The sequence below is a fragment of the Cyclobacterium sp. SOCE241 genome (genome assembly GCF_056867545.1).
Map to the genome: position 1 here is coordinate 1,562,716 of NZ_CP149779.1, position 19,744 is coordinate 1,582,459.

Sequence of the window (19,744 nt, forward strand, 5' to 3'; positions counted from 1 at the left end):
GTTTTTATAGGATAAAATTTTATAAGAACGGACAGGGTAAACCCGGACATTTGGCGATGGAGGGTTTATCCTGTAATTTTTTAACTCATAGGCTAATTAGAATTAAGTTTCACATATTTATTATCAATCGTGTGGTTGAAGTTCATGGTAAAGCCTAATCCGGATAGTAAATTATCCAAATTATCATTTTGAAAGGTTCCTGTAACAGTTCTGTCTAAATTGATATTTTTTTCGTGTTCAAATTTCACCCCATACCAATCCTCCAGCTGCTGTAAGATAGCTTTAAGCGGTTTTTTTCGGAATTTTATTTGACCGTCTTTCCATCCCATTTCCTTGGCATATATAAATGATGTTACTTCCAATTTTCCGGAGCCATTGAAGCCATCATCCACCATTTCACCCGGTGATAAAAAAGCCTCTTCAGTACCATTTTTCACCTTTACTTTGCCTTCCAATAAAGCTATTTTGGTACGCTCTAATCGACTATTAATATTAAAGCTTGTTCCCAACACCTCCGTAGTAAGTTCTCCGGAAAAAACAAAAAATGGTCTGTCACTATCCTTCTTCACTTCAAAAAATGCTTCACCTTCTAAATAGACCTCTCTTGAATTTTTTCAAATGATGTGGGGAATTTAATTTTAGAGTTACTATTCACCAATACCTTGCTTTTATCTGGTAAGGTTAAAAGTAATTTTTCTCCGGATGGAACAGATTTTTCAACCCATTCCGTTAGGACCACCTGCTCACCTTCTTCCTTGTTGTTTTCCCAAACAACCTTGGCAGATAACACTAAGAAGCCTGCTAATAGTAACCAAACGGCAGCTGATTTTAAAAATGAAAATTTACGTTGACCCTTCTTGACATTGGTTTTGTTTCCGGTCTTTTGATCAATTTTTTCCCATAGGTGCTTTTTGCTTGTATCAGCATGGATGGTATTTCCCGACTCTTCCCAAGAGTCCTCAAATATTGTATTGATTTCTTTATTTGAATTGTTCTCTTCTAACCATTTGGCTATTTCTAATTCTTCCTCTTTAGAAGATAAACCATTCAGGAAACGTTTTATTTTTTCTTTGTCCAATTGCTTTGCCTTTTTTTATAATACACAGGCAAAAGCAAAAACACGTACTCATTATTTAAAAAATGTTAAAAAATCATTAAAGATAGGTTAAAAAAAGCAACAGGTTTAATGATCACAACAAAATTTCATTAAAAATAAGTATAATAACCCCAAATTTTTCAAAATTATTAACTTTAAAAGACTTTTTTGCTTTATAAATATGATGTTCTACCGTACGCGTAGAAATTGTTAATTTTTCTGCAATTTCCGAATTAGAAAAACCATCTACCTTACTTAAAATAAAAACCTTTTGCTGAATTTTGGGCATTTTGCTAACAATTGCTAAAGCTTCCCGAGTGGTTTCCTTTAGGCAAATTTCTCTTTCTATATCAAGTCCATAGAGTGATTTTTCTTCCGAAACATTAGATAAATCACACATTTTTTTGATCCCTTATTCGATTCAATATTCTATTTTTGATAGACCTAAATAGGTATGCAGAGAAAGGCTTACTGGGATCTAGATTCTTCCTGTTATCCCACACCGCTATAAATACAATTTGCACAACTTCTTCTGCTTCCAGAGGGTTAAAAAGAAAGGAGGAGGCAAAGGTCAACATTCTGTCTATATACCTATGATATAGCTCTTCAAATGCTGACTTATCTCCCTGTTTTAACAGAAGAACTAACTCAGCTTCTTTATGTTGACTTGGCTTCCTCACCCTAACTTTTTTATCGTTTTAATTTTGTGTTGCTTTAATTGACAGGTCTAAAATTAAAAATAATATCCATTTATTCTTTATCCGGTAAAGGATTCCTCATGCAAAATTTCCCCCTTTACATCTCGATGAATGAAACTAATTTTAGGATTACCTGTTTTTCGATCTACTTGGATAGACAAGAAACCTCCTATCAAATTAAGGTATTGGTGTTCAGGGCGAACGTCATCAGCATCCCATCCTTGGACGTGGAAATCACTTACCGGTCCGGAGCCAAACTCCATCAATCCCGTCTCTAAATCTTTGGAAACGTACTGCCAATGCCTGTCTCCATTGACTACAAACAAATTTTTCTTCTCTGATAAGTATTGCCTAAGCCAATCCCCTTCATGTCTAAAATTACTATTGGCATGATTGTCTTTTTCCATCCCTATCCGGTCCCACTACCGGGGTTGCTGTAAACAGCAATTTGAAAGTAGCATCAGATGCATCTACAGATTTTGTAAACCAATCAATCTGTTCTTCCCCCAGATACTTTTATCTTTTCCGTCTTCCATATCATTCCTAGACCTGTATTCTCTTCCTTCTACCATCCATAATTGTAGGTCCTTTCCCCACCTAAGGGTTCGATAAGGTTTGTCTTCAATTGGAACATTTTCATACCAAAGCTTTACCCCTCCTCAAAGGTCAAATCCCCATAAGGACCTTTACCTCTATAGGCATCGTCTTTCAAAACATCATGATCATCCTTTATCATGAAAATAGGTACTTTCTTAAAAAGTCCCTTAAGGAAGGCCAGCCATTCATCGCATGCCATTTGTGGCGGGCTTTCTCCATATTCTTAGCCAAAGGCCCCGGTTTGTCATAATATAAATAATCACCCGTATGAACAAAAAAGTCAGGTTTTAGCTTGGCCATGCTGTCATAAGTATGGAAACCTCTATTTTTGTCATCAAAACTCCAAAAATATTGACAAGTAGATGTGGTTAAAAGTACTGGGACCGCTTTACTATCGGCAGGGGCAGTCGAAAAGGAGCCTTTTTCTTTGGTCACCTTCCCTTCATCCAATTCCTTGGCTTCCCATATAATTGAATAATCGTTATTTTCTTTAAGTCCTGTAACATGTATTTTTACGGTAAAATCATTGTCCGATGTGGCTTTCTCCCAAGGTGAAGTGAAAATAGTTTTCCCTTTTTTATCTTTTATTATTACCCTTGCTTCACCTTCTACTCCTGCCACGGCCCCATCCATTTTACTCACTTCCTGATTTTCATCAAAATCAATGGGGTGTCTAAAGACTTTCTCTATTCGTTCATGTCTCACCGGGTTCGGAGTAGCTTGAGCACACAATCTCGTCCATAGCATGCATTGGTTTTCCCCAACTTCTGAGACTTTAAACCCATTGGTAAAGTAAGGTCCTTTGGTATTAAAATTAAAAGTTGTAGGACCTGCCTTGGTAACAACTTTTGGGCTTAAAGTAAAAGTCACAAGCCCGGCAAGGACTTTTTGACAAAACTTCGTCTTCTATTAAAATTCATATTTTAATGATTATTTTTTTGGATTGCAACCTATTGATAAACTTTAGCTCTAAATTATTAATGAGTTGGCTGATCTAGACATTCCTTAATTATGCGAACGATAGGCTATGAACCATTTTTTACTTAATAAAACTAATCTTAACTCAACACTTCCCTGCCATTTTCTATGCTACCTAAAGTATCGATAGGAATGACTCTATTGTCTTTTTTAAACTCAAAGAAACATTGTGCGCTATTGAATCTCTATTCCCATCATATGACAAGGGTATTTGGAAGTGTCAGTTAAACCCGAAATATGCAATAGACATTCTATTACGTGCTGAAATCGCTTTAAAATCAGCCACTTCGTTGCTGTTTTCAATTTCACCATAGCGGTGCTATGCTAAAATCTCCAAACAGTCTGATTTTCTTGCGATTGCAACACTCATTACGAATCCTATTTCATAATCCGGGTTAAAAATAGCTTATTTCTAATAAAGAAAAAAACCCTCTCGCTTAATCTACGAGAGGCTTTTTTAAGTAGATCAATACCCGGGATTTTGCACAAACTCATCAGGATTACTCGCCCGATCTATCTGTGTTTGAGGAATTGGCCTCACCAAATGCATTTCTTTTATATTTGGACTTGCATCGAGGTTATATTGCCTAACCCTTTCGAGCAAAGTACCTGTCCTTTTCAGGTCGTACCAGCGGTGCTTCTCACCTACCAATTCTCTTGCCCGTTCTTCCAATATAAAATCCAGATTAATGTCATTGGCATCAACCAACATTTCAGCTTCCTTGCCGGGTATAGCTGCCCTGGATCTTAATACATTCATATAATCAGCCGCAGTACCTGCATCTCCTTGTCTCCAGGCAGCCTCACTGGCAATCAGATACATTTCTGCCAACCTGACCACAGGAAAATCTCTACGTCCTGCAGTTTCATTGGTACTGGGACGCAGTGGATCTAAAAACTTCAATAAAGAAGGGTAATTCCTTCTCTGATTTGTTCCAATCTCTTGGTAAGCATTCACATCTCCAATCCAATTTCCCTTGTAATCAATGATCCAATAGGGAGCAGCCATTTTGACTTCATCAGGAACAGGTTCCATGACTATAAGGATTGCTGTATCTCCGGGATTTACTTGGTGTCCATTGATTTCAGCTGAGATATTGGCATACCAAACCGTTTTAAATGAGCCGTTCCACCTGGCATCAATGTCTCTATCGTAAAGGCTAAATAAGTAATTGGTCGGTAAAAACCGCTGAAATGGTCGACCATTTTCGACATCTCTAACCATGGCAGGATTGAAAGTATAATCAAAGATAAAATACAAATGCCCCGAATTTCCCGGACCATTCAATAGCGGATCTTCAGTAAATTGCACGGACCATATAAATTCCTTATTGCTATCATTATTGATATCCCACAAGTCAGCATAAGGAGTTACCAGTTCAAAATCATAACTCTGAATCACACTAGAAGCCAAGGCTTCGGCAGCTGCCCAATTACCCAAGGTCAAGTGAACTCTTGCTAAAATGGCTTCAGCAGCTCCTTTAAAAGCCCTACCTTGTTCCGCAGCACTTGGTGGTAAATTATCTACAGCAAATTCAAGATCCGGGAGTATCCCATTATCATAAATAGTGGATGCAGGTGTTTTGTTGGCTTCTGTTTCCACACCCTTTGTCTCCTCCAAAGTAAAATGCACATCCCCCACTGCTGTACCAAATGAAAATAATATAGCGCGCGGAGAAATCGAGCCTCTGCTTCTACCTCTTTCCTTCGCTCTTCAGAAATGCCCGTGACATCAGGGATTTTACTCACTACGGTATTGCATTGGTTTACCCCCACATAAAGGGCATTCCAAACATTGGTTACCGTGGAATTTGTACCTAGAAAATTTGAAGAATAGTTATTAATATCCGGATTATTGGCAATCCCTCCAAAACCATTGGTGAAAATATCGGTTCCTGTTACGGTTAGGAAAAACCCATTTTGCTGGCCGTAAAAATCCCTGAGCGTCGTATAGGACGCCTTGAGGCCATCCTCAATTCCTCTCTCTGTTACATAATAACTATCAGAGGTTGCCAAACTTACAGGGTCTTCCGTCAAAATCTCATTACACGAACTTATTGACAAGCCCAAAATGAAACAAATAATAATATGAAAATATTTCATGTTTTCGTCAATTTAAAATTTCAAATTAATTCCAAAAATATAAGAGGCAGTAGTGAGTGGGCTACCTCCACCTACACTGCCGTTGGAAGTTTCGGGATCCACTGTTTTATAAGGAGAAAATATAAACGCATTGTTAACAGTAGAATAAACCCTTGCTGAGTTTAAACCTAATTTTTTGATCAAACCGGAATTAAAATTATAACCCAGGGCAATGTTTCTTATTTTAATATAAGAACCATCAAAATACCTAACGGCAGAGGCATACAATGGGGCCTCACCGGCATTTGGTCTAGGAATCGCATTGGTAGGATTATCAGCTGTCCAGTAATCCATTGTAATGGCATTGTATCTACCTTGCCAGTTGTTTCCTCCTAAATTATGATAGCCGCTATTCAGCATTTGGCCCATTCTGGCGTGCACGAGCACAGATAAATCAAAGCCTTTATAGCTAAATCTATTGGTCAAGCCACCAGACCAGCTAGGCACGGTGGAGCCTAAAACCTTTCTGTCATCTGAATTAATATTCCCATCGGGTTGCTTGTTAAGTTCACCATCTTCACCTCTTCCATTTACATCATTGATACGGATATCACCCGGTTGTTGCCCATAATCTGCAGCTAAATCTGCCTCATCTAATTGCCAGATTCCCCTTGCTCAAAATCATAAAACACATTAACAGGCTCACCTATAAACCAGCTGTTTCCTACATCATCACTGTCTCCATCAAAAAGCTCTGTAATTTGTTCCTTGTTTGAAAAAACATTCATGTTTACATCCCATCTAAGCCCTGTAGGTTGATTGATGATATTTGCATTCACGGATAATTCCCAACCTGAATTCCTAGTACTCCCTATATTTTGCAGTACAGAGTTATAACCTGAAGTGATGGGCAGTAATCTGTTTAACAATAAATTACTGGTATTTGTAATATAATATTCTAGACTACCGTTAATACGGTCCTCAAATAAACCATAATCAAGACCTAAATTCATGGTTTTTGAAATCTCCCACTTCAAATCAGGGTTTGGGATTAAGTTATTGGCATAACCAAAGGCAGCAGTAGACCCAAAAACATATGTGGTTCTTTCAAGTCCACCGAGGGTCTGATAAGCAGAAATGGCAGTATTGCCCACTTCACCATATCCACCTCTAACCTTTAAAAAGGAAATTTTAGACCCCTGCATTAATTCTTCTTCAGATAAAATATAACCTGCAGAAAATGCGGGGAAAAAGGCCCACTTATTGCCTTCTGCTAACCTTGAAGACCCATCAGCTCTACCTGTAAGGGTAAACAGAAATTTGTCATCAAAGCGGTAATTAGCCCTTCCCATATAGGAGGTAAGTCCCCATTCACCTAGAGAGCTACCAATTCCAGTGATTGTAGAAGAGCTTCCCAAATCATAAAACAAGGATTTTTCTATAGGAATGTCTTGACCTGAGAGTGAGGATGTTTCAAATCGACTTGACTGTACTGAAAATAAGCCAACCAAGTTAAGGTCATGTTTACCAAAACTTTTGTCATAGGAAAGGATGTTCTCCTGAGTATAAGCAAAATCCATTTGATTGTTTATCTCCCCTTGGTTAATGTTGCCATCTAGCATACCTCCATAGGTCCCTCTTCTGGTTAGATTGAAATCAGGGCCATAATTTACCCTAAGTTTTAAATGATCATTGAATTGGTATTCTGCATATAAATTGGCAAAGATTCTATGCCCTCTTGTTTCATCAACATATTGGTAAGGTTGATAATTTAACAAAGGGTTGGACAATAGTCCTTCCCTAGGGTTGGGAAAAGCCAAGAAGTTTCCTTCTTCATCATAAGGACCTACTAGCGGTGAATATCCCAAAGAATTTGAAAAGGGAGCGCTAGACATTTGATTTCTTTCACTTAGGCTAACCGTAGCACTAAGCCCCATTTTAAGCTTATCCGTTAATTTAGATTCAAGGTTAACCCTTATGGCTGTTCTTTCGAAATCAGTACCCGGTATATAACCATCTTCTTTGAAAAAAGAGCCCGAAACATAATAATTTACTTTATCGGTTCCACCACTAACGGAAACTTGGTGGTCTTGTTGACTGCCCGTCTGTATGGCTAAATCCAACCAATCTGTAAATCTTCCCGCTTGCAAATTCTCAATTTCTAAAGGTGCAAGAAAATTACTGTCGAATGATGAATCGTCTCCATCATGCCCTCTGGCAATTCTGGAATAGGCCGCAAATGCATTCCCATCCATAAGATTGAGGTTTTCTATGGGTTGTTTTACCCCATAATAGCCATCGTAGCTAATAACTGCCTTCCCTGTTTTTCCTCTTTTGGTCGTAATCAAAACCACGCCATTGGCTCCTCTGGAACCATAGATAGCTACAGAACTTGCATCCTTTAAAACCTCCATTGACTCAATATCATTGGGGTTAAAATCATTGATATTTGCATTGGTAGGAATCCCATCAATTACATAAAGCGGTTCATTACTTGCATTAATCGATCGATTGCCTCGAATTCTAATTTGAACTGGAGAACCGGGAGAACCATTTGATCTAACGATATCTACACCCGCAAGTCTACCTTGAGATTGTTCCAAAAATTGCCTGCGGGAGTTTCTTTTAGATCTTCACTAGTAACAGAAGAGATGGCTCCCGTCAAATCACTTTTTCGCTGGGTTCCATACCCCACAACCACCACTTCTTCAAGGGAGGAGGTGTCCTCTATTAGGGAAATATTTAACTGTGTTTGATTACCAATAGTTACTTCTGCAGATTCAAAACCGATGAAAGATATGCGGATCACTTGACCGGGGCTTGCATCCACGGTGAATTTACCATCGATATCCGTCACTGTTCCGGTATTGGTTCCAACCACAATAACGGTGGCCCCGGGAATGGGAGTGTTGTCCTGATCTACTACAGTTCCACTGATTGAGGCAGGAATAGATAGTTTATTAATGGTGGTCTCAAGTTTATGGGATGAATTAAGACCTGGGATTGTTGCATATGCACTTGACTGAAAATGTGTGTACAAAAAAGACACAGCAAATACAGGCAGCCATACCAACCGGTAGCTTGTAATTTTTTTCTCATGGGTTTATTGTTTTGAGTGAATAACTAAATGGTTTTTAAAGAGAATTTGTACCTACTCCTTTTTAAAAACCAATAAATTTGACTTTACATTTTTCGATGATATTTGAATTTTTAGTTAATAAAATTAATTTTTAACTTTGTAATTTATAAAAAAATAAATATATTATTACACTTAATCCTGTCAATGGTTATTATAATTAATTAAATGGAAATATACCATACCTATAGCAGGAGCGATTCTAAACAGTATAGGGTCAACTAGAGAAACTTTTGTTTAATTAGGAAGGAGCCTCAAGGTGTCAATTCACTTTTATGAATGGTTTTTTCATAGATAATATTGCCTGCTTCTCCCACCAAGCGAAAAACTACGGCAGGGTCTTGTTCAGCATGAAGGTAAGTAAATTCTCCAAAGGCAAATTGTCCATCAGTCCCATAGAGTTGGGTATCCCAGGATGGATCTATGGCGGGTGGACCAATTCTCGCCCCCAAACTTGCGGCTTCAAATTCATAAAAACCGAAATCAGATTTTCTAGGTATGGTAAACCCCCTGGCTCCATGTCTGTCTCCCGAAATAAGCAAGACACCACTGATATTATTTTCTTCGATAAAACTAAACAACTCTTCCCTTCCTTCCGGGTCGTTTACTCCCCATGAATCTTTACCATTGGACACATAATCACTCCACATAGATCCACAGGACAGGACAATAAATGGCCCTTCACAATCCAATAATTGTTCTTTTAACCAATTCATCTGTTGAGGGCCTAAAAATGAGCCTTTTTCTCCGGTCCTAAAATACCGATTGTCTGTCATAAGGATATCAAATGGGCCTATTCTATCTCTTGTAAAAATCCCCTCCTGATTGGCTTCATCCCCATAGGAATGATTGACCCATGAATGCTTGAATACTTCCCTGACACCATTTCGACCCTTTTCTGAGTATCCTTCAGGTATCCCGGCTTTGTCATTATCAAAATAGTCATGATCATCCCAAGAAGCATAAACAGGAGTCTGTGCAGCAAAGTTTTGCCAGGCAGGCAAAAATCTCTTAACAAGTAATCAGCCCTATGCATGCCCAAATGATCATTCCTATCTTGAACAGCAATATCACCTAAAAACAGCATCGCTTGATTTCCTCTCTCTTGAATTTGCTCCAGCAAAGTATGGTTTCCTAATCCCCAACGGTGAGGACAGGAACCAAATGCTATTTTTACCTCTTCATATTGGTTGTCTTCTGGCAAGGTTTTGATGATTTGTTCAACGCTTGGCGAAAGGGTTATACCGTTTACAATGATCTTATAAGGATAGCTTGTAGAAGGTTTTAAATTATCAATTTTTACAACAGCTGATAACTCGGTTTTTTCATCAGTAAATACTGGCCCATAGATTTTCCCTTCTCCAGTTTTCTCAATCCACACTTCTACTTTTGCAGGTTCTAAAGTCCTTAGCCAGACTGAAGCACCATTGGATTTAATTTGTCCAAGCATGGGGCCGGCAAGAATTTCGCGGTTTTGCTGAATAAGCAGGTCTTTAAATGAAGAATTTTTTATTAAATCAGCATAGGAGGCATTTTTTTCGGCTGATAGAATTTTATAAGCCGATTCATAAAGGTTTATTTCACCATAAGGTGTTGTGCCCCAGTATTTCAAAATCTCCCGACTATCTGTGCTCTTGTTCATGGGGTGCCCTTTTTCACCAAAATTCTGCGCATTCAAAGTAGAAGACAAAAGGAGAAATAGAAAAAGACAATTTGACATTGCTTTTATTTGTAGGCTTATATTCATATTGTTTACAAAGGTTTGGATAGTAAATCTTGACATTTAATTTATTATTTATGTAATCTAATTCTCGAATTCTTCTTGATTCATGACACTTCCTTGGACATCATAATGGGTGAAATTAATTTTAGGATTGTTGGATTCACGAAACACTTTGATACCCAAAAAACCACCATTTACTCTTAAATACTGATGTTCCGGCCTTTTATCATCTTGAGACCAGCCTCCGGATTGTGCATCTGATACAGGACCCGCACCAAACTCTCTCAAACCTGTTGCTTCATCTATAGAATAATACTGCCAATGCCTGTCTCCATTGACTACAAAAACCCCCTTATTATCGGACAAAAATCCTCTTAACCAATTGCCTTCTTCTTCAAATAGATTATTGGCATGGTTGTCTCGTTTTTCTCTCTATCCGGACCAACTACGGGGGTGGGAGAAAACAAAATTTTAAAAGTGGCATCTGATTCTTCAAAGGTTTCCATGAACCAATTCTTTTGCTCTTCACCCCAAATCGTTCTGGGCTGGGCTGCAGGTATCTCTTTAGGACTTCGGTATTCCCTCCCCTCCACAAGCCACACCTGTAAATCTTTACCCCATCTAAAAGTCCTGTAAGGTTTGTCTTTTAAGGGAACATTTTCTCTCCAAACCTTTAAACCATTTTCCAAAGTTAACTCACCCAAGGGACTGGAATCCGGATATACATCATCTTTCAGCAAATCATGATCATCTTTAAGCATATAAATAGGCACATGTTTATAGAAGTCTTTCAATGAAGGCCAACCGTCCATTGCATGCCATTTGTGCCTGGCCTTTTCTAAATTCGTAGCCAAAGGACCTATTCTATCATAATACACATAATCACCTGTATGGACGAAAAAATCCGGCTTTAACTTTGCCATGGCATCATAGGTCTGGAAACCCCGCTTGGCATCATCATAATTCCAGAAGTATTGGCAGGTGGAAGTGGTTAAGTTTACCGACTTAATCTCCGTTGGGTCAGAAGCAGTATTAAAACTACCTGACAAAGATGAATGAACCTGTCTATCCGCTGGCATGGCCTCCAATTCAAAGGAATAATGTTCACCTGATTTTAAATTTGTCAAAGGTATTTGGGCAGTAAAATCATTGACCGATTCAGTTTTATACCAATCTGTTACTACAGTTTTCCCCTTTGCCTTGTATTTAATTCTAACTTTTCCTTTAGCCCCAACAATGGCACCATCCATATTTTTCACCGGCTGATTTTCATCAAAATCTACCGGGTAATAATTGTTGGCTTTAGGCTTTGTTTTGGCCTTTTTATGAATAATCGGTTTAGGCTTTTTACTATGACTAAGCCTGGTCCATACGACTGCCTCAGTTGTAGATACTTCGGTTACTTTAAAGCCATTCGGGAAATACAACTTTCCGGTGTTATTAGGCAAGCCAAAGAGATTTTTCATGGCCAACAAGGGTTTCACCCTCCCCACAAAAAATGAAATTAAAAAGAAACTAAACTTTCCTAAAAAGGATCTTCTTTTGGACACTTTCACTTCCATTTTTATCTAATTATATGTTACAACATCAGCATTTGATTGCAATTCAAAATCAGCCCTTCACTACTGTTATCAACCTTACTATTGGGTAGGCAGGTTCAACATCGACTACCTAAACTAGATTCTCCAATCAGTTTGAATTTCTTGCGGTTACTAAATTCTCTGAGAAAGCTCAGAAAATTCTATTACATAAACTAACTTTAGTTGTATGACTGCAAATGGTATAGCCGGTATTATTCCTTGATTCGAGAATAATACCGGCTTATTAATGAATACTGCTATTTCAATCTCGATAAATTTGATCAATAGCCGGGATTTTGCCCTAAATCTGCTTCAATATTCTTTTCAATTTCGTTGAAAGGTATAGGCCATAAATTGTTGTGAGCTTGATACAGTTCTCCGACCCATGGGTTCTTGGCTTTGGTCCATTCCACCAATTTCCCTAATCTAGTAAGGGTTAACAAGCGAAAGGATTCATAATGCAATTCACGCAAGCGCTCATCCAATAAATAATCAATGTCTAAATCTGCCGGGTTGATGACCGGGGCCTGAGCCCTATTCCTTACCGTATTTACATCTGCAGCAGCATTATCCTTATCCCCCATTCCAAGGTAAGCTTCTGCCCTTAATAAATAAGTTTCTGCCAAGCGTATAGCGTATCTATCTCTAAATGTTCGCTGGGCTGAATTGGTAAGTGAGCCTGGAACAGTCTGATCATTATGGTACAATTCCGTTGGGTGTTGGCCGACAACGGAAGCTTTTGCAAATACAGGAAAGAAATTCCGAGTTGTATCATTTACTGAACTTAGGGCAATGGGTACATTGTCTTTGAAAACCCATTTCCCGTTGTGATCCGAACTTGGGTTATTGACTATAAAATCCCTTACGATATTGTACTCAGAATTTCTCATGTCTTGATCATAACCACTTTTCCTCCAAATATTGTCATACAAATACCGAGTAGGGCTCATAAATCCTGATCCTCTGCCGTAATAATTGGTATTTGGATAAGGGATCAATGGGTGAACTGACCCATCATTATTGGCAATTTTTGCTTGCCAAAGCCTTGGAATTACAGTCCTTTCCAATTGAAAACCATCATTCCCCCCGGGAACATTAAATTCGTACTGCAATACCCATATGGCCTCCGTATTTCCGGACATTCTGTTTTGGTTTCCTTGTCTGAATAAGTCCCAATATACATCACCTCCAAATGTAGGATGGTCCACCATTGAGCCAAACCTTTCGGTCATTAATGCAGTCTGAGGATGATCAATAACCTGGGAAGCCGCGTTTACCGCCTCCTGCCATTTACCTAAAGAAATATAAACCTCAGATAATAAATGGTAAGCTGCCAGTTTATTGATTCTGGAATTGTCAACATCGTCCACATCAGGTAATTCCTGGGCTGCCAACAATAAATCAGCTGCACTTTGCCGGTATACTTCTTCTCTGCTGGAGCGAACAAAATCTCTCCTAGGGGAAGTTACTTCTTCCAACACTATGGGTACATCTCCATAAAGGTTGGCTAACATCTTGTACATAAAGCCTCTAAAAAAGCGGCTTCAGCCTGCACACGTTTCTTTTGTTCAGCTGTCAATTGACTCTGTGGGCCTTCAGATCTACCTATGATCACATTGACATCATAGATGATGCGATAGGCAGGTCTCCACATGGCTTCATAAACAAGACTTGTATTGGTAGGTAAAAGCAATGAACCTCCCCAATCAGGTCTCGTTCCAAAATTCTTGTGCGCATAAACCATGTCCGTTCCATCCCATGAAATGGCCGGAAAACTGTTTTGGTTATCGCTTGTATAAAATTCGTTTCTTACCTGAGCGTATAGGTTTAACACAGCAGCATCAAAATCATTGACTGTCACATAAGCAATTTCAGGAGAAAGAAAATCCTTAGGAATCTCTTCCAAAAAACTATCCTCATTACAGCCGAGAATAAGAAAGCATGCGATTAATATCAGGAATTTATTTTTTATCGTTTTCATGTATTTATAGTTTAACGGCCAAAAAATCATTAAAAACCAAGATTTAATCCGACAGAGTATCCCTTGAGTACAGGTCTTCCGGTACGGTTAATATTTTGGCCGGTTTCAGGATCCCATCCGGGCCATTTGGTAAGAGTGTATAAGTTTTTGCCACTCACAAATACCTTAAGGTTTTGAATTTTTAACTTGGTTAACAATTCCCTTGGGAAATTATAAGCCAAGGAAACATCCTGAAGTCTAACAAAACTCCTTGGAATATACCTTGTGCCTGCTATTCCACTGGAAATATTAATATTTGGGCGTTCATAAATTGCATCTGTATTCTCCGGTGTCCAATAATCCAAGCCCAATGGAAAATCATTATTAAAGTGATTTTCTTGGTTAATGATTTGCCAACTATTGATATTGTCCATCCCTAAATACCTTGAATTGCCACCTTGAATAGAATTAATAAACAACCTAAAGGTCCAATTTTTATAAGTTAGGGTATTGTTGATACTAAAACGGTAAGAAGGCTCTTCATAGCCAATGATGCTACGATCTGCCGGATCAATCTCTCCATCTCCATTGATGTCCACTACTTTGTAGGCCCCCAAGTCCGAATAGACTGGAATTTCATCATTAATTTGCCATAAACCATTGATGGAATAATCAAAAATAGCATCCAAGGGATACCCGATAAACAAACCTTCGGAAACCAAATCATCCTCTACCCCATCTCCATCAAGATCAAAACCTAACAATTCTCTAAGTTCGTTCCTATTTCTTGAAAACATAAAAGTACTTTCCCAAGTCAAATCATTTTTCCTAATATTGGCAGTTGTAATGGCTATATCCAGTCCTTGATTATGAATTCGGCCAAGATTATCCGGAAAAGTTTCAAACCTACTGATTCCCGGAATGTCTACTTGGTACAATAAGTCGGTGGTCTCGTTGTTGTAATAATCGATAGATCCACTGATCCTATTTCCGAGAATTGCAAAATCAACCCCTAGGTTGATCCCCGTAGTGGTTTCCCATTTTAGATTTGGGCTAGCCAATTTATTTATTGCTTGGGTATAAAGTGGAGTTCCATCTGCGGTTATATAATTAAACCCACCTGCCACTGTGGCCAATGTTTGGTACCTACCTACCGTTCTGTTACCATTAGAACCATAGGAAATTCTTAGCTTAAGATTGTTTAGCCAATCTGTATTATCTGCAATAAATCTTTCTTCACTGGCAGCCCAAGCTAAAGATAGGGAGGGAAAATGCCAAATTTATTGGTAGCTCCAAAACCGGAAAAGCCATCCCTCCTAATGGTCCCTGTAAACAAATACCTATGATCATATCCATAAAATAATCTTGCCATTTGATAAAGGCTGGACTCATCCCAGGCCCCTGAACTGGTACGCTGTTGGTCTGCACTTCCTGATTGGAGGCTATTGTACCCTAGGGCTGTATTGGCATAGATAAATGAGCTGGCTTGGGTGTATTCAGATTCACGGCTTTCAGAGCCGTAAAGCAAGGTTAGAAATACATTGTGAACATCCTTAAAGGTTTTATTATACGTTAGAATATGGTCACTAGACCAATTGTAATTCAATTGATACATCTTTTGACCTCCACCTTGAAAATTACTTGCATATTCTCTAAAGTAGTAATCTTGATTGGTTGTATAATTGTTGAGATAATTAACCTTATAACTTAGGCCTTCCAAAAAGGGAAAGTCAATCTGAGCATAAAAGTTTCCAAAGAAATTAAGCCTTTTATCTACCAGATCTGCTTCCAATTGCACCATAGGATTTATCGTGTTTCCCCCGGTAATTTGAATGTACTCTCCATTTTCATCCCTTACCGTCGCAAAGGGAGATAGATACCTGTTCCCTAAGCTTGGTGTAGGCCCCAAATAATTGCTCCTGGTAAAGGCGGATTGTAGCCCAAAGGTTAGCCAGTCAGTTACATTGGTTTCCAAGTTAACCCTTGCATTGATCCTATTGTAACCTTCGTTCACCATATGACCTTTTTGATCTGTATGACCCAGTGATATGTAATAATTGGATCTTTCGGTAGCATTTGCCAAGGACAAGTTATGATTTTGAATATAGGGGTTGTCATTGGTCATCAAATCATACCAATTGTCTGATCGACCTTGATTATAAGCCAATATTTCATCACTTGTTTTAAAATTGGAGGAAGGTTCCCAGTTAGGGTTGGGCTCCAAATATCCTGATGGTTCCGTACGGCTATTGTACAAATCAGATTCCTCAGTTTTCTTTAAATAATCGGCTGCCGTACCTGTTCTAAATTCTTTAATCGGCTTTTGAAAAGTAAAGCTATTGGAATAGTTAATGGTGGGCTTACCTAAATCCACCCCTTTCTTAGTGGTAAGAATAATGACACCATTAGAAGCTTGGGAACCATAGATGGCGGCTGCACTTGCATCTTTGAGTACATCAATCGATTTGATATCATTCGGATTTAAATCATTGATATTGCCCCTATAAATGACCCCATCTATAACAATCAAAGGGCTTTGTTCACCTGAAAGTGAGGTTCGTCCACGAATCTGAATATCAGGTTCACCACCGGCTTGGTTCACTTGTCCCACATTTAAACCGGCAACTGAACCTTGCAGCGATTGCATAATAGAGACATTTGGAGATTCCTGAAAAGCCTCAATGTCAGCTCTTACCACAGCCCCGGTTAGGTCAGATTTTTTGCACACCGTAGCCTACAACAACAACCTCTTCAAGGGAGGCCATATCTTCTTGTAAAATGACATTGATTACTGTTTGATTAGCAATAATTACTTCCTCGGTCTCGAAGCCAATGAAAGAAATTTTAAGCACCTGTCCGGAACCGGCTTCAATACTAAATTTACCATCAATATCAGTAACAGTTCCGATGCTTGTTCCTACCACAATTACTGTAGCACCGGGAATGGGAACATTATTTTGATCGACTACCGTCCCACTAATAGAAGCAGGAAGATCGGTTTTGGAGTTGGTATGATCAATTTCTGATGTTGAATTGAAGATCGTTGTCCCTGCGTAAGTTCTTATTTGCACTTGAAAACAAAATAAGAATACAGCAAACGCAGACAGCCATACCAACCGGGAGGTTGTAGACTTTTTCTCATGGGTTTATTGTTTTGGGTTATTGAATAATTGATAAATGCCCTGCAATAATTAATACAAGATATTTGGGATTATTTGGCTGCATACAATTTTATTGAAATTGAATATAACCTTTAAATTTACAGGTCAACAATATATAAAATAAAAGATAATTTTTTGATTATTTCATATACAAAAGATATTACTAAACATTTAATCATGATTTAATATTCATCTAAAGAGCCATTGACACCTTTTATGAAACTACCTAGTTAATCAAATAAAAAATCATTAATTTTTCGCTCCTAGTAACTGTTACAGGTTACTGCCTTGGAACCTATTAGGTAAAAAGATTAGCGAATTAGTTTGCCTATAAAGAGTGATGATTTAAATACTAACCTACCTAACTAAACGATCTGAATCCATTCTAGCAGCTTCAACCCGGATATGTAATAGGATTTCCCGTGTTTACGGGAAGTGTTGCAATCGAAAGAAAATCAGGCTGTTTGGAGATTTTAGCATAGCACCGCTATGGTGAAATTGAAAACAGCAACGAAGTGGCTGATTTTGAAGCGATTTCAGCAAGAAATAGATTGTCTATTGCATATTTCGGATATAAATACTTAGCAGCTACAGGTATTTTTGGGACAGTATGGGTATGCTTATTGAAGAAACTGACAAAATTCCATCTACAATTGGAAATAAAAAAGCAACACCCAAAAGGGTATTGCTTTTTAAAAATTCTAGTTTAATACGAGTAAGTAATTACTCCAATGCACCTTCATTCGCTTGGAGTGACCATCCCGGATTTTGGTAAATAACTGAATTTGAAGGATCTCCACTTGTGGAAGTGATAATAAAATGCTGAATGGCTATTGGTTCCAAGTAATGAGCGGTAGCCCATTTGTAACCATCCTTCACCAAATTGGTACCTCCAAGCATAATTCTGTAAGGAAGTAGGTAATCACTTTCATCAGGATTAGAAACATTTGGAGTCGCTGAATCATCTGTTCCTGCAGGAATCAATAATGTTTCATTGGTCTCTTCATCCACATACCAACTTTGCATAGGTCCCCACAATTTAAAACCTTTTGCGATATAAGGATCCGATTTAAGTTGATCCAAAGCTCTCCAACGTTTCAGGTCAAAGAACCGCATGCCCTCGGCAATCAACTCATTTCTTCTTTCTCTTCTGATATTGTACAAAATTGGATCTGAAAGCATTTCTCCGGAAGAATATGCGCCCATATCCCCTTCAGCTTCTTTGCTAATAATGGTATTGGCAATGGTAAGGTTAAAGTCAGGACTAACGCCGGCTCTCACCCTTAAGGCTTCCCAATAAGCGGCAGCTTTTGCGTCAATGCTTCCATTGGCTAGGTAAGAAGCTTCAATATAATTCAGGTATGCTTCTGCTGCTCTAAACACTATTGAACCAACGGTACCTGCTTCACCTACTGTCTGAGATGGCAAATAACTAAACCCTTTCTTTATACCGTATCCGGTTACATATTTGGTTTCTTGGTTACCAATAATTTCCGGCTCCGTTATAAGAACAGGAGATCCATCTGCATTGGTTTGGCCTATTAACCTAACTTCACCTGCATCCTTCATAAATAATTGAAGCCTGTTGTCCCTATTAGCCTTTACATCGGCAATAAAATCGTCTCCATGATATCCTGAACCCGCTGCATAGATTGGTAGTCCATTGGCCATCAAGAAGCTTTCAACAAGTCCTTTAGTGTAACCTGTATTCCCACCGTTTGAATTGATATAAGCATTGATATTGTGACGAATACCTAAGGTATGGTCATATTGTCTCCAAAGTAATACTTCATCATACTGACTCATGTCCAAGTCTCCAAACATTTTATGGTATGGATTTTCAGAGGAATCATAGCCATTATCCAGGGTATTGGTGGTCAATGAAACCTGATCAGCAACCAATTCAGCAGCTTCCATGGCTTCACCAAGAAAATAATCAATTTCTTGGTCTATATCAAGGCTGAAATTAGGGTTATCACCTTCTCCAGGCCATCCGGGACCACCAGGAACATGAGCTGTACCTTTATGGTAAAGCAACCATGTGGCTTCATGCAAAGCAACCCTAGACTTGAAAGTCAATGCTGCCATTTGATTGATTCTGTTCTTTCCTCCCGGAGGGCTTACCAATAATAGGTTGATGGCAGAATCAAGGTCAGAAATAATAAACCTCGCTACTTCATTTCTTGGTTTACGTTTTGAAACTTCAGTTAAGGTTTCTAAATCATCAGGTAGTGTGTTTTTAACTATTGGATAATCACCTAAACTTTGCACCTTATTGAAATATTCATAGGCCCTAAGAAAATAGCCTTCCCCGATATAATGCTCCACATTGGAAGTATTGCCAGAAATCCCATCGGCTTTCCAACGAGGGACAACAGTTTCCAAGAAATAATTCATGTCCCTTATTTGTCCAAAATTCCATGAACCACCTGTCTGACTAATTCTATATTCACCAGGTATCCATCTATTACTGGCATTGGTGGTGGCTTGGTTATCTGTATGGTTGTCATAGCCAAAGGTACCTACATTCCAACCTGAATGCGTAGGAAAAGCATAATTAGCAATGGTATAAGCCGCTAAATCGGCTTCTGAGTGCAGGTAAGCTTCAGGTGTTACTACGGATAAAGGCTCTCTTTCCAGAAACTCATTACAAGACATGTTCAACAATGGCAATACCATTGCTAAGGCTATATATAATTTAGATTTTATATGTATTCTCATCACAAATTCTCT

At 38.5% G+C, this 19,744-nt stretch carries 20 protein-coding genes and 1 pseudogene; all 21 read right to left on the reverse strand.

Going from position 1 to position 19,744, the window contains the following annotated elements:
* Positions 1 to 92 precede the first annotated feature (92 nt).
* Positions 93 to 569, reverse strand: a complete 477-nt coding sequence (locus tag WG932_RS07630) for a FecR family protein (protein WP_483087530.1) — start codon at positions 567 to 569, stop codon at positions 93 to 95.
* Between the two features lie 20 nt (positions 570 to 589).
* Entirely contained in the window at positions 590 to 1,078 is a 489-nt protein-coding gene (locus WG932_RS07635) for a hypothetical protein (protein ID WP_483087531.1), read from the reverse strand.
* Positions 1,079 to 1,190: 112 nt separating this feature from the next.
* On the reverse strand, positions 1,191 to 1,496 hold the full coding sequence (locus WG932_RS07640; RefSeq protein WP_483087532.1) for a sigma factor-like helix-turn-helix DNA-binding protein: 306 nt from the start codon (positions 1,494 to 1,496) through the stop codon (positions 1,191 to 1,193).
* Positions 1,489 to 1,776: an RNA polymerase sigma factor gene (locus WG932_RS07645; protein WP_483087533.1), complete on the reverse strand. Its 288-nt coding sequence runs from the start codon at positions 1,774 to 1,776 to the stop codon at positions 1,489 to 1,491. Before WG932_RS07645 ends, WG932_RS07640 begins: the two co-directional genes overlap by 8 nt.
* Positions 1,777 to 1,853: 77 nt before the next feature.
* A complete protein-coding gene (locus tag WG932_RS07650; protein ID WP_483087534.1) occupies positions 1,854 to 2,201 on the reverse strand; it encodes a hypothetical protein in 348 nt (115 codons plus the stop codon).
* A gap of 325 nt (positions 2,202 to 2,526) precedes the next feature.
* Positions 2,527 to 3,261, reverse strand: a complete 735-nt coding sequence (locus WG932_RS07655; RefSeq protein ID WP_483087535.1) for an alkaline phosphatase D family protein — start codon at positions 3,259 to 3,261, stop codon at positions 2,527 to 2,529.
* 574 nt (positions 3,262 to 3,835) lie between these two features.
* Positions 3,836 to 4,990, reverse strand: coding sequence for a RagB/SusD family nutrient uptake outer membrane protein (locus WG932_RS07660; RefSeq protein ID WP_483087536.1), 1,155 nt, complete (start codon positions 4,988 to 4,990; stop codon positions 3,836 to 3,838).
* Positions 4,894 to 5,472, reverse strand: coding sequence for a RagB/SusD family nutrient uptake outer membrane protein (locus WG932_RS07665; RefSeq protein ID WP_483087537.1), 579 nt, complete (start codon positions 5,470 to 5,472; stop codon positions 4,894 to 4,896). The genes WG932_RS07660 and WG932_RS07665 overlap by 97 nt, the downstream gene beginning before the upstream one ends.
* 12 nt (positions 5,473 to 5,484) lie before the next feature.
* On the reverse strand, positions 5,485 to 5,958 hold the full coding sequence (locus tag WG932_RS07670) for a hypothetical protein (RefSeq protein ID WP_483087538.1): 474 nt from the start codon (positions 5,956 to 5,958) through the stop codon (positions 5,485 to 5,487).
* A gap of 146 nt (positions 5,959 to 6,104) precedes the next feature.
* Entirely contained in the window at positions 6,105 to 8,054 is a 1,950-nt protein-coding gene (locus tag WG932_RS07675; RefSeq protein WP_483087539.1) for a SusC/RagA family TonB-linked outer membrane protein, read from the reverse strand.
* Positions 8,021 to 8,524 carry a carboxypeptidase-like regulatory domain-containing protein gene (locus tag WG932_RS07680; protein WP_483087540.1) on the reverse strand — a complete coding sequence of 168 codons (504 nt, stop codon included), beginning with the start codon at positions 8,522 to 8,524 and terminating at the stop codon, positions 8,021 to 8,023. The genes WG932_RS07675 and WG932_RS07680 overlap by 34 nt, the downstream gene beginning before the upstream one ends.
* A gap of 317 nt (positions 8,525 to 8,841) precedes the next feature.
* Positions 8,842 to 9,591, reverse strand: coding sequence for an alkaline phosphatase D family protein (locus WG932_RS07685; protein WP_483087541.1), 750 nt, complete (start codon positions 9,589 to 9,591; stop codon positions 8,842 to 8,844).
* 224 nt (positions 9,592 to 9,815) lie between these two features.
* Positions 9,816 to 10,370, reverse strand: a pseudogene (locus WG932_RS07690) (DUF7800 domain-containing protein); the annotation flags it as partial.
* A gap of 21 nt (positions 10,371 to 10,391) precedes the next feature.
* Entirely contained in the window at positions 10,392 to 10,676 is a 285-nt protein-coding gene (locus tag WG932_RS07695) for a hypothetical protein (RefSeq protein ID WP_483087542.1), read from the reverse strand.
* Positions 10,677 to 10,684: 8 nt separating this feature from the next.
* On the reverse strand, positions 10,685 to 11,872 hold the full coding sequence (locus WG932_RS07700; protein ID WP_483087543.1) for an alkaline phosphatase D family protein: 1,188 nt from the start codon (positions 11,870 to 11,872) through the stop codon (positions 10,685 to 10,687).
* 299 nt (positions 11,873 to 12,171) lie between these two features.
* The gene (locus WG932_RS07705) at positions 12,172 to 13,413 is read right to left on the reverse strand and encodes a RagB/SusD family nutrient uptake outer membrane protein (protein ID WP_483087544.1); all 1,242 of its coding nucleotides are present in this window, start codon (positions 13,411 to 13,413) and stop codon (positions 12,172 to 12,174) included.
* Positions 13,398 to 13,871, reverse strand: a complete 474-nt coding sequence (locus WG932_RS07710; RefSeq protein ID WP_483087545.1) for a hypothetical protein — start codon at positions 13,869 to 13,871, stop codon at positions 13,398 to 13,400. The genes WG932_RS07705 and WG932_RS07710 overlap by 16 nt, the downstream gene beginning before the upstream one ends.
* A 29-nt stretch (positions 13,872 to 13,900) precedes the next feature.
* Positions 13,901 to 14,986 (reverse strand): SusC/RagA family TonB-linked outer membrane protein, encoded by a 1,086-nt coding sequence (locus WG932_RS07715; protein ID WP_483087546.1) that lies wholly within the window; start codon positions 14,984 to 14,986, stop codon positions 13,901 to 13,903.
* Between the two features lie 116 nt (positions 14,987 to 15,102).
* Positions 15,103 to 16,578, reverse strand: coding sequence for a TonB-dependent receptor plug domain-containing protein (locus WG932_RS07720; RefSeq protein WP_483087547.1), 1,476 nt, complete (start codon positions 16,576 to 16,578; stop codon positions 15,103 to 15,105).
* Positions 16,562 to 16,921, reverse strand: a complete 360-nt coding sequence (locus WG932_RS07725; protein WP_483087548.1) for a carboxypeptidase-like regulatory domain-containing protein — start codon at positions 16,919 to 16,921, stop codon at positions 16,562 to 16,564. The genes WG932_RS07720 and WG932_RS07725 overlap by 17 nt, the downstream gene beginning before the upstream one ends.
* Before the next feature lie 813 nt (positions 16,922 to 17,734).
* Complete coding sequence (locus WG932_RS07730) at positions 17,735 to 19,732, reverse strand: RagB/SusD family nutrient uptake outer membrane protein (protein WP_483087549.1); 1,998 nt, start codon at positions 19,730 to 19,732, stop codon at positions 17,735 to 17,737.
* Between the last annotated feature and the right edge of the window lie 12 nt (positions 19,733 to 19,744).

Bases quoted from the DNA above. Each gene is read 5' to 3' on its own strand.
- WG932_RS07640 (WP_483087532.1), bottom strand. From the start codon at position 1,496: ATGTGTGATTTATCTAATGTTTCGGAAGAAAAATCACTCTATGGACTT.
- WG932_RS07650 (WP_483087534.1), bottom strand. From the start codon at position 2,201: ATGGAAAAAGACAATCATGCCAATAGTAATTTTAGACATGAAGGGGAT.
- WG932_RS07665 (WP_483087537.1), bottom strand. From the start codon at position 5,472: ATGAAATATTTTCATATTATTATTTGTTTCATTTTGGGCTTGTCAATA.
- WG932_RS07700 (WP_483087543.1), bottom strand. From the start codon at position 11,872: ATGGAAGTGAAAGTGTCCAAAAGAAGATCCTTTTTAGGAAAGTTTAGT.
- WG932_RS07705 (WP_483087544.1), bottom strand. From the start codon at position 13,413: ATGTACAAGATGTTAGCCAACCTTTATGGAGATGTACCCATAGTGTTG.
- WG932_RS07710 (WP_483087545.1), bottom strand. From the start codon at position 13,871: ATGAAAACGATAAAAAATAAATTCCTGATATTAATCGCATGCTTTCTT.
- WG932_RS07730 (WP_483087549.1), bottom strand. From the start codon at position 19,732: ATGAGAATACATATAAAATCTAAATTATATATAGCCTTAGCAATGGTA.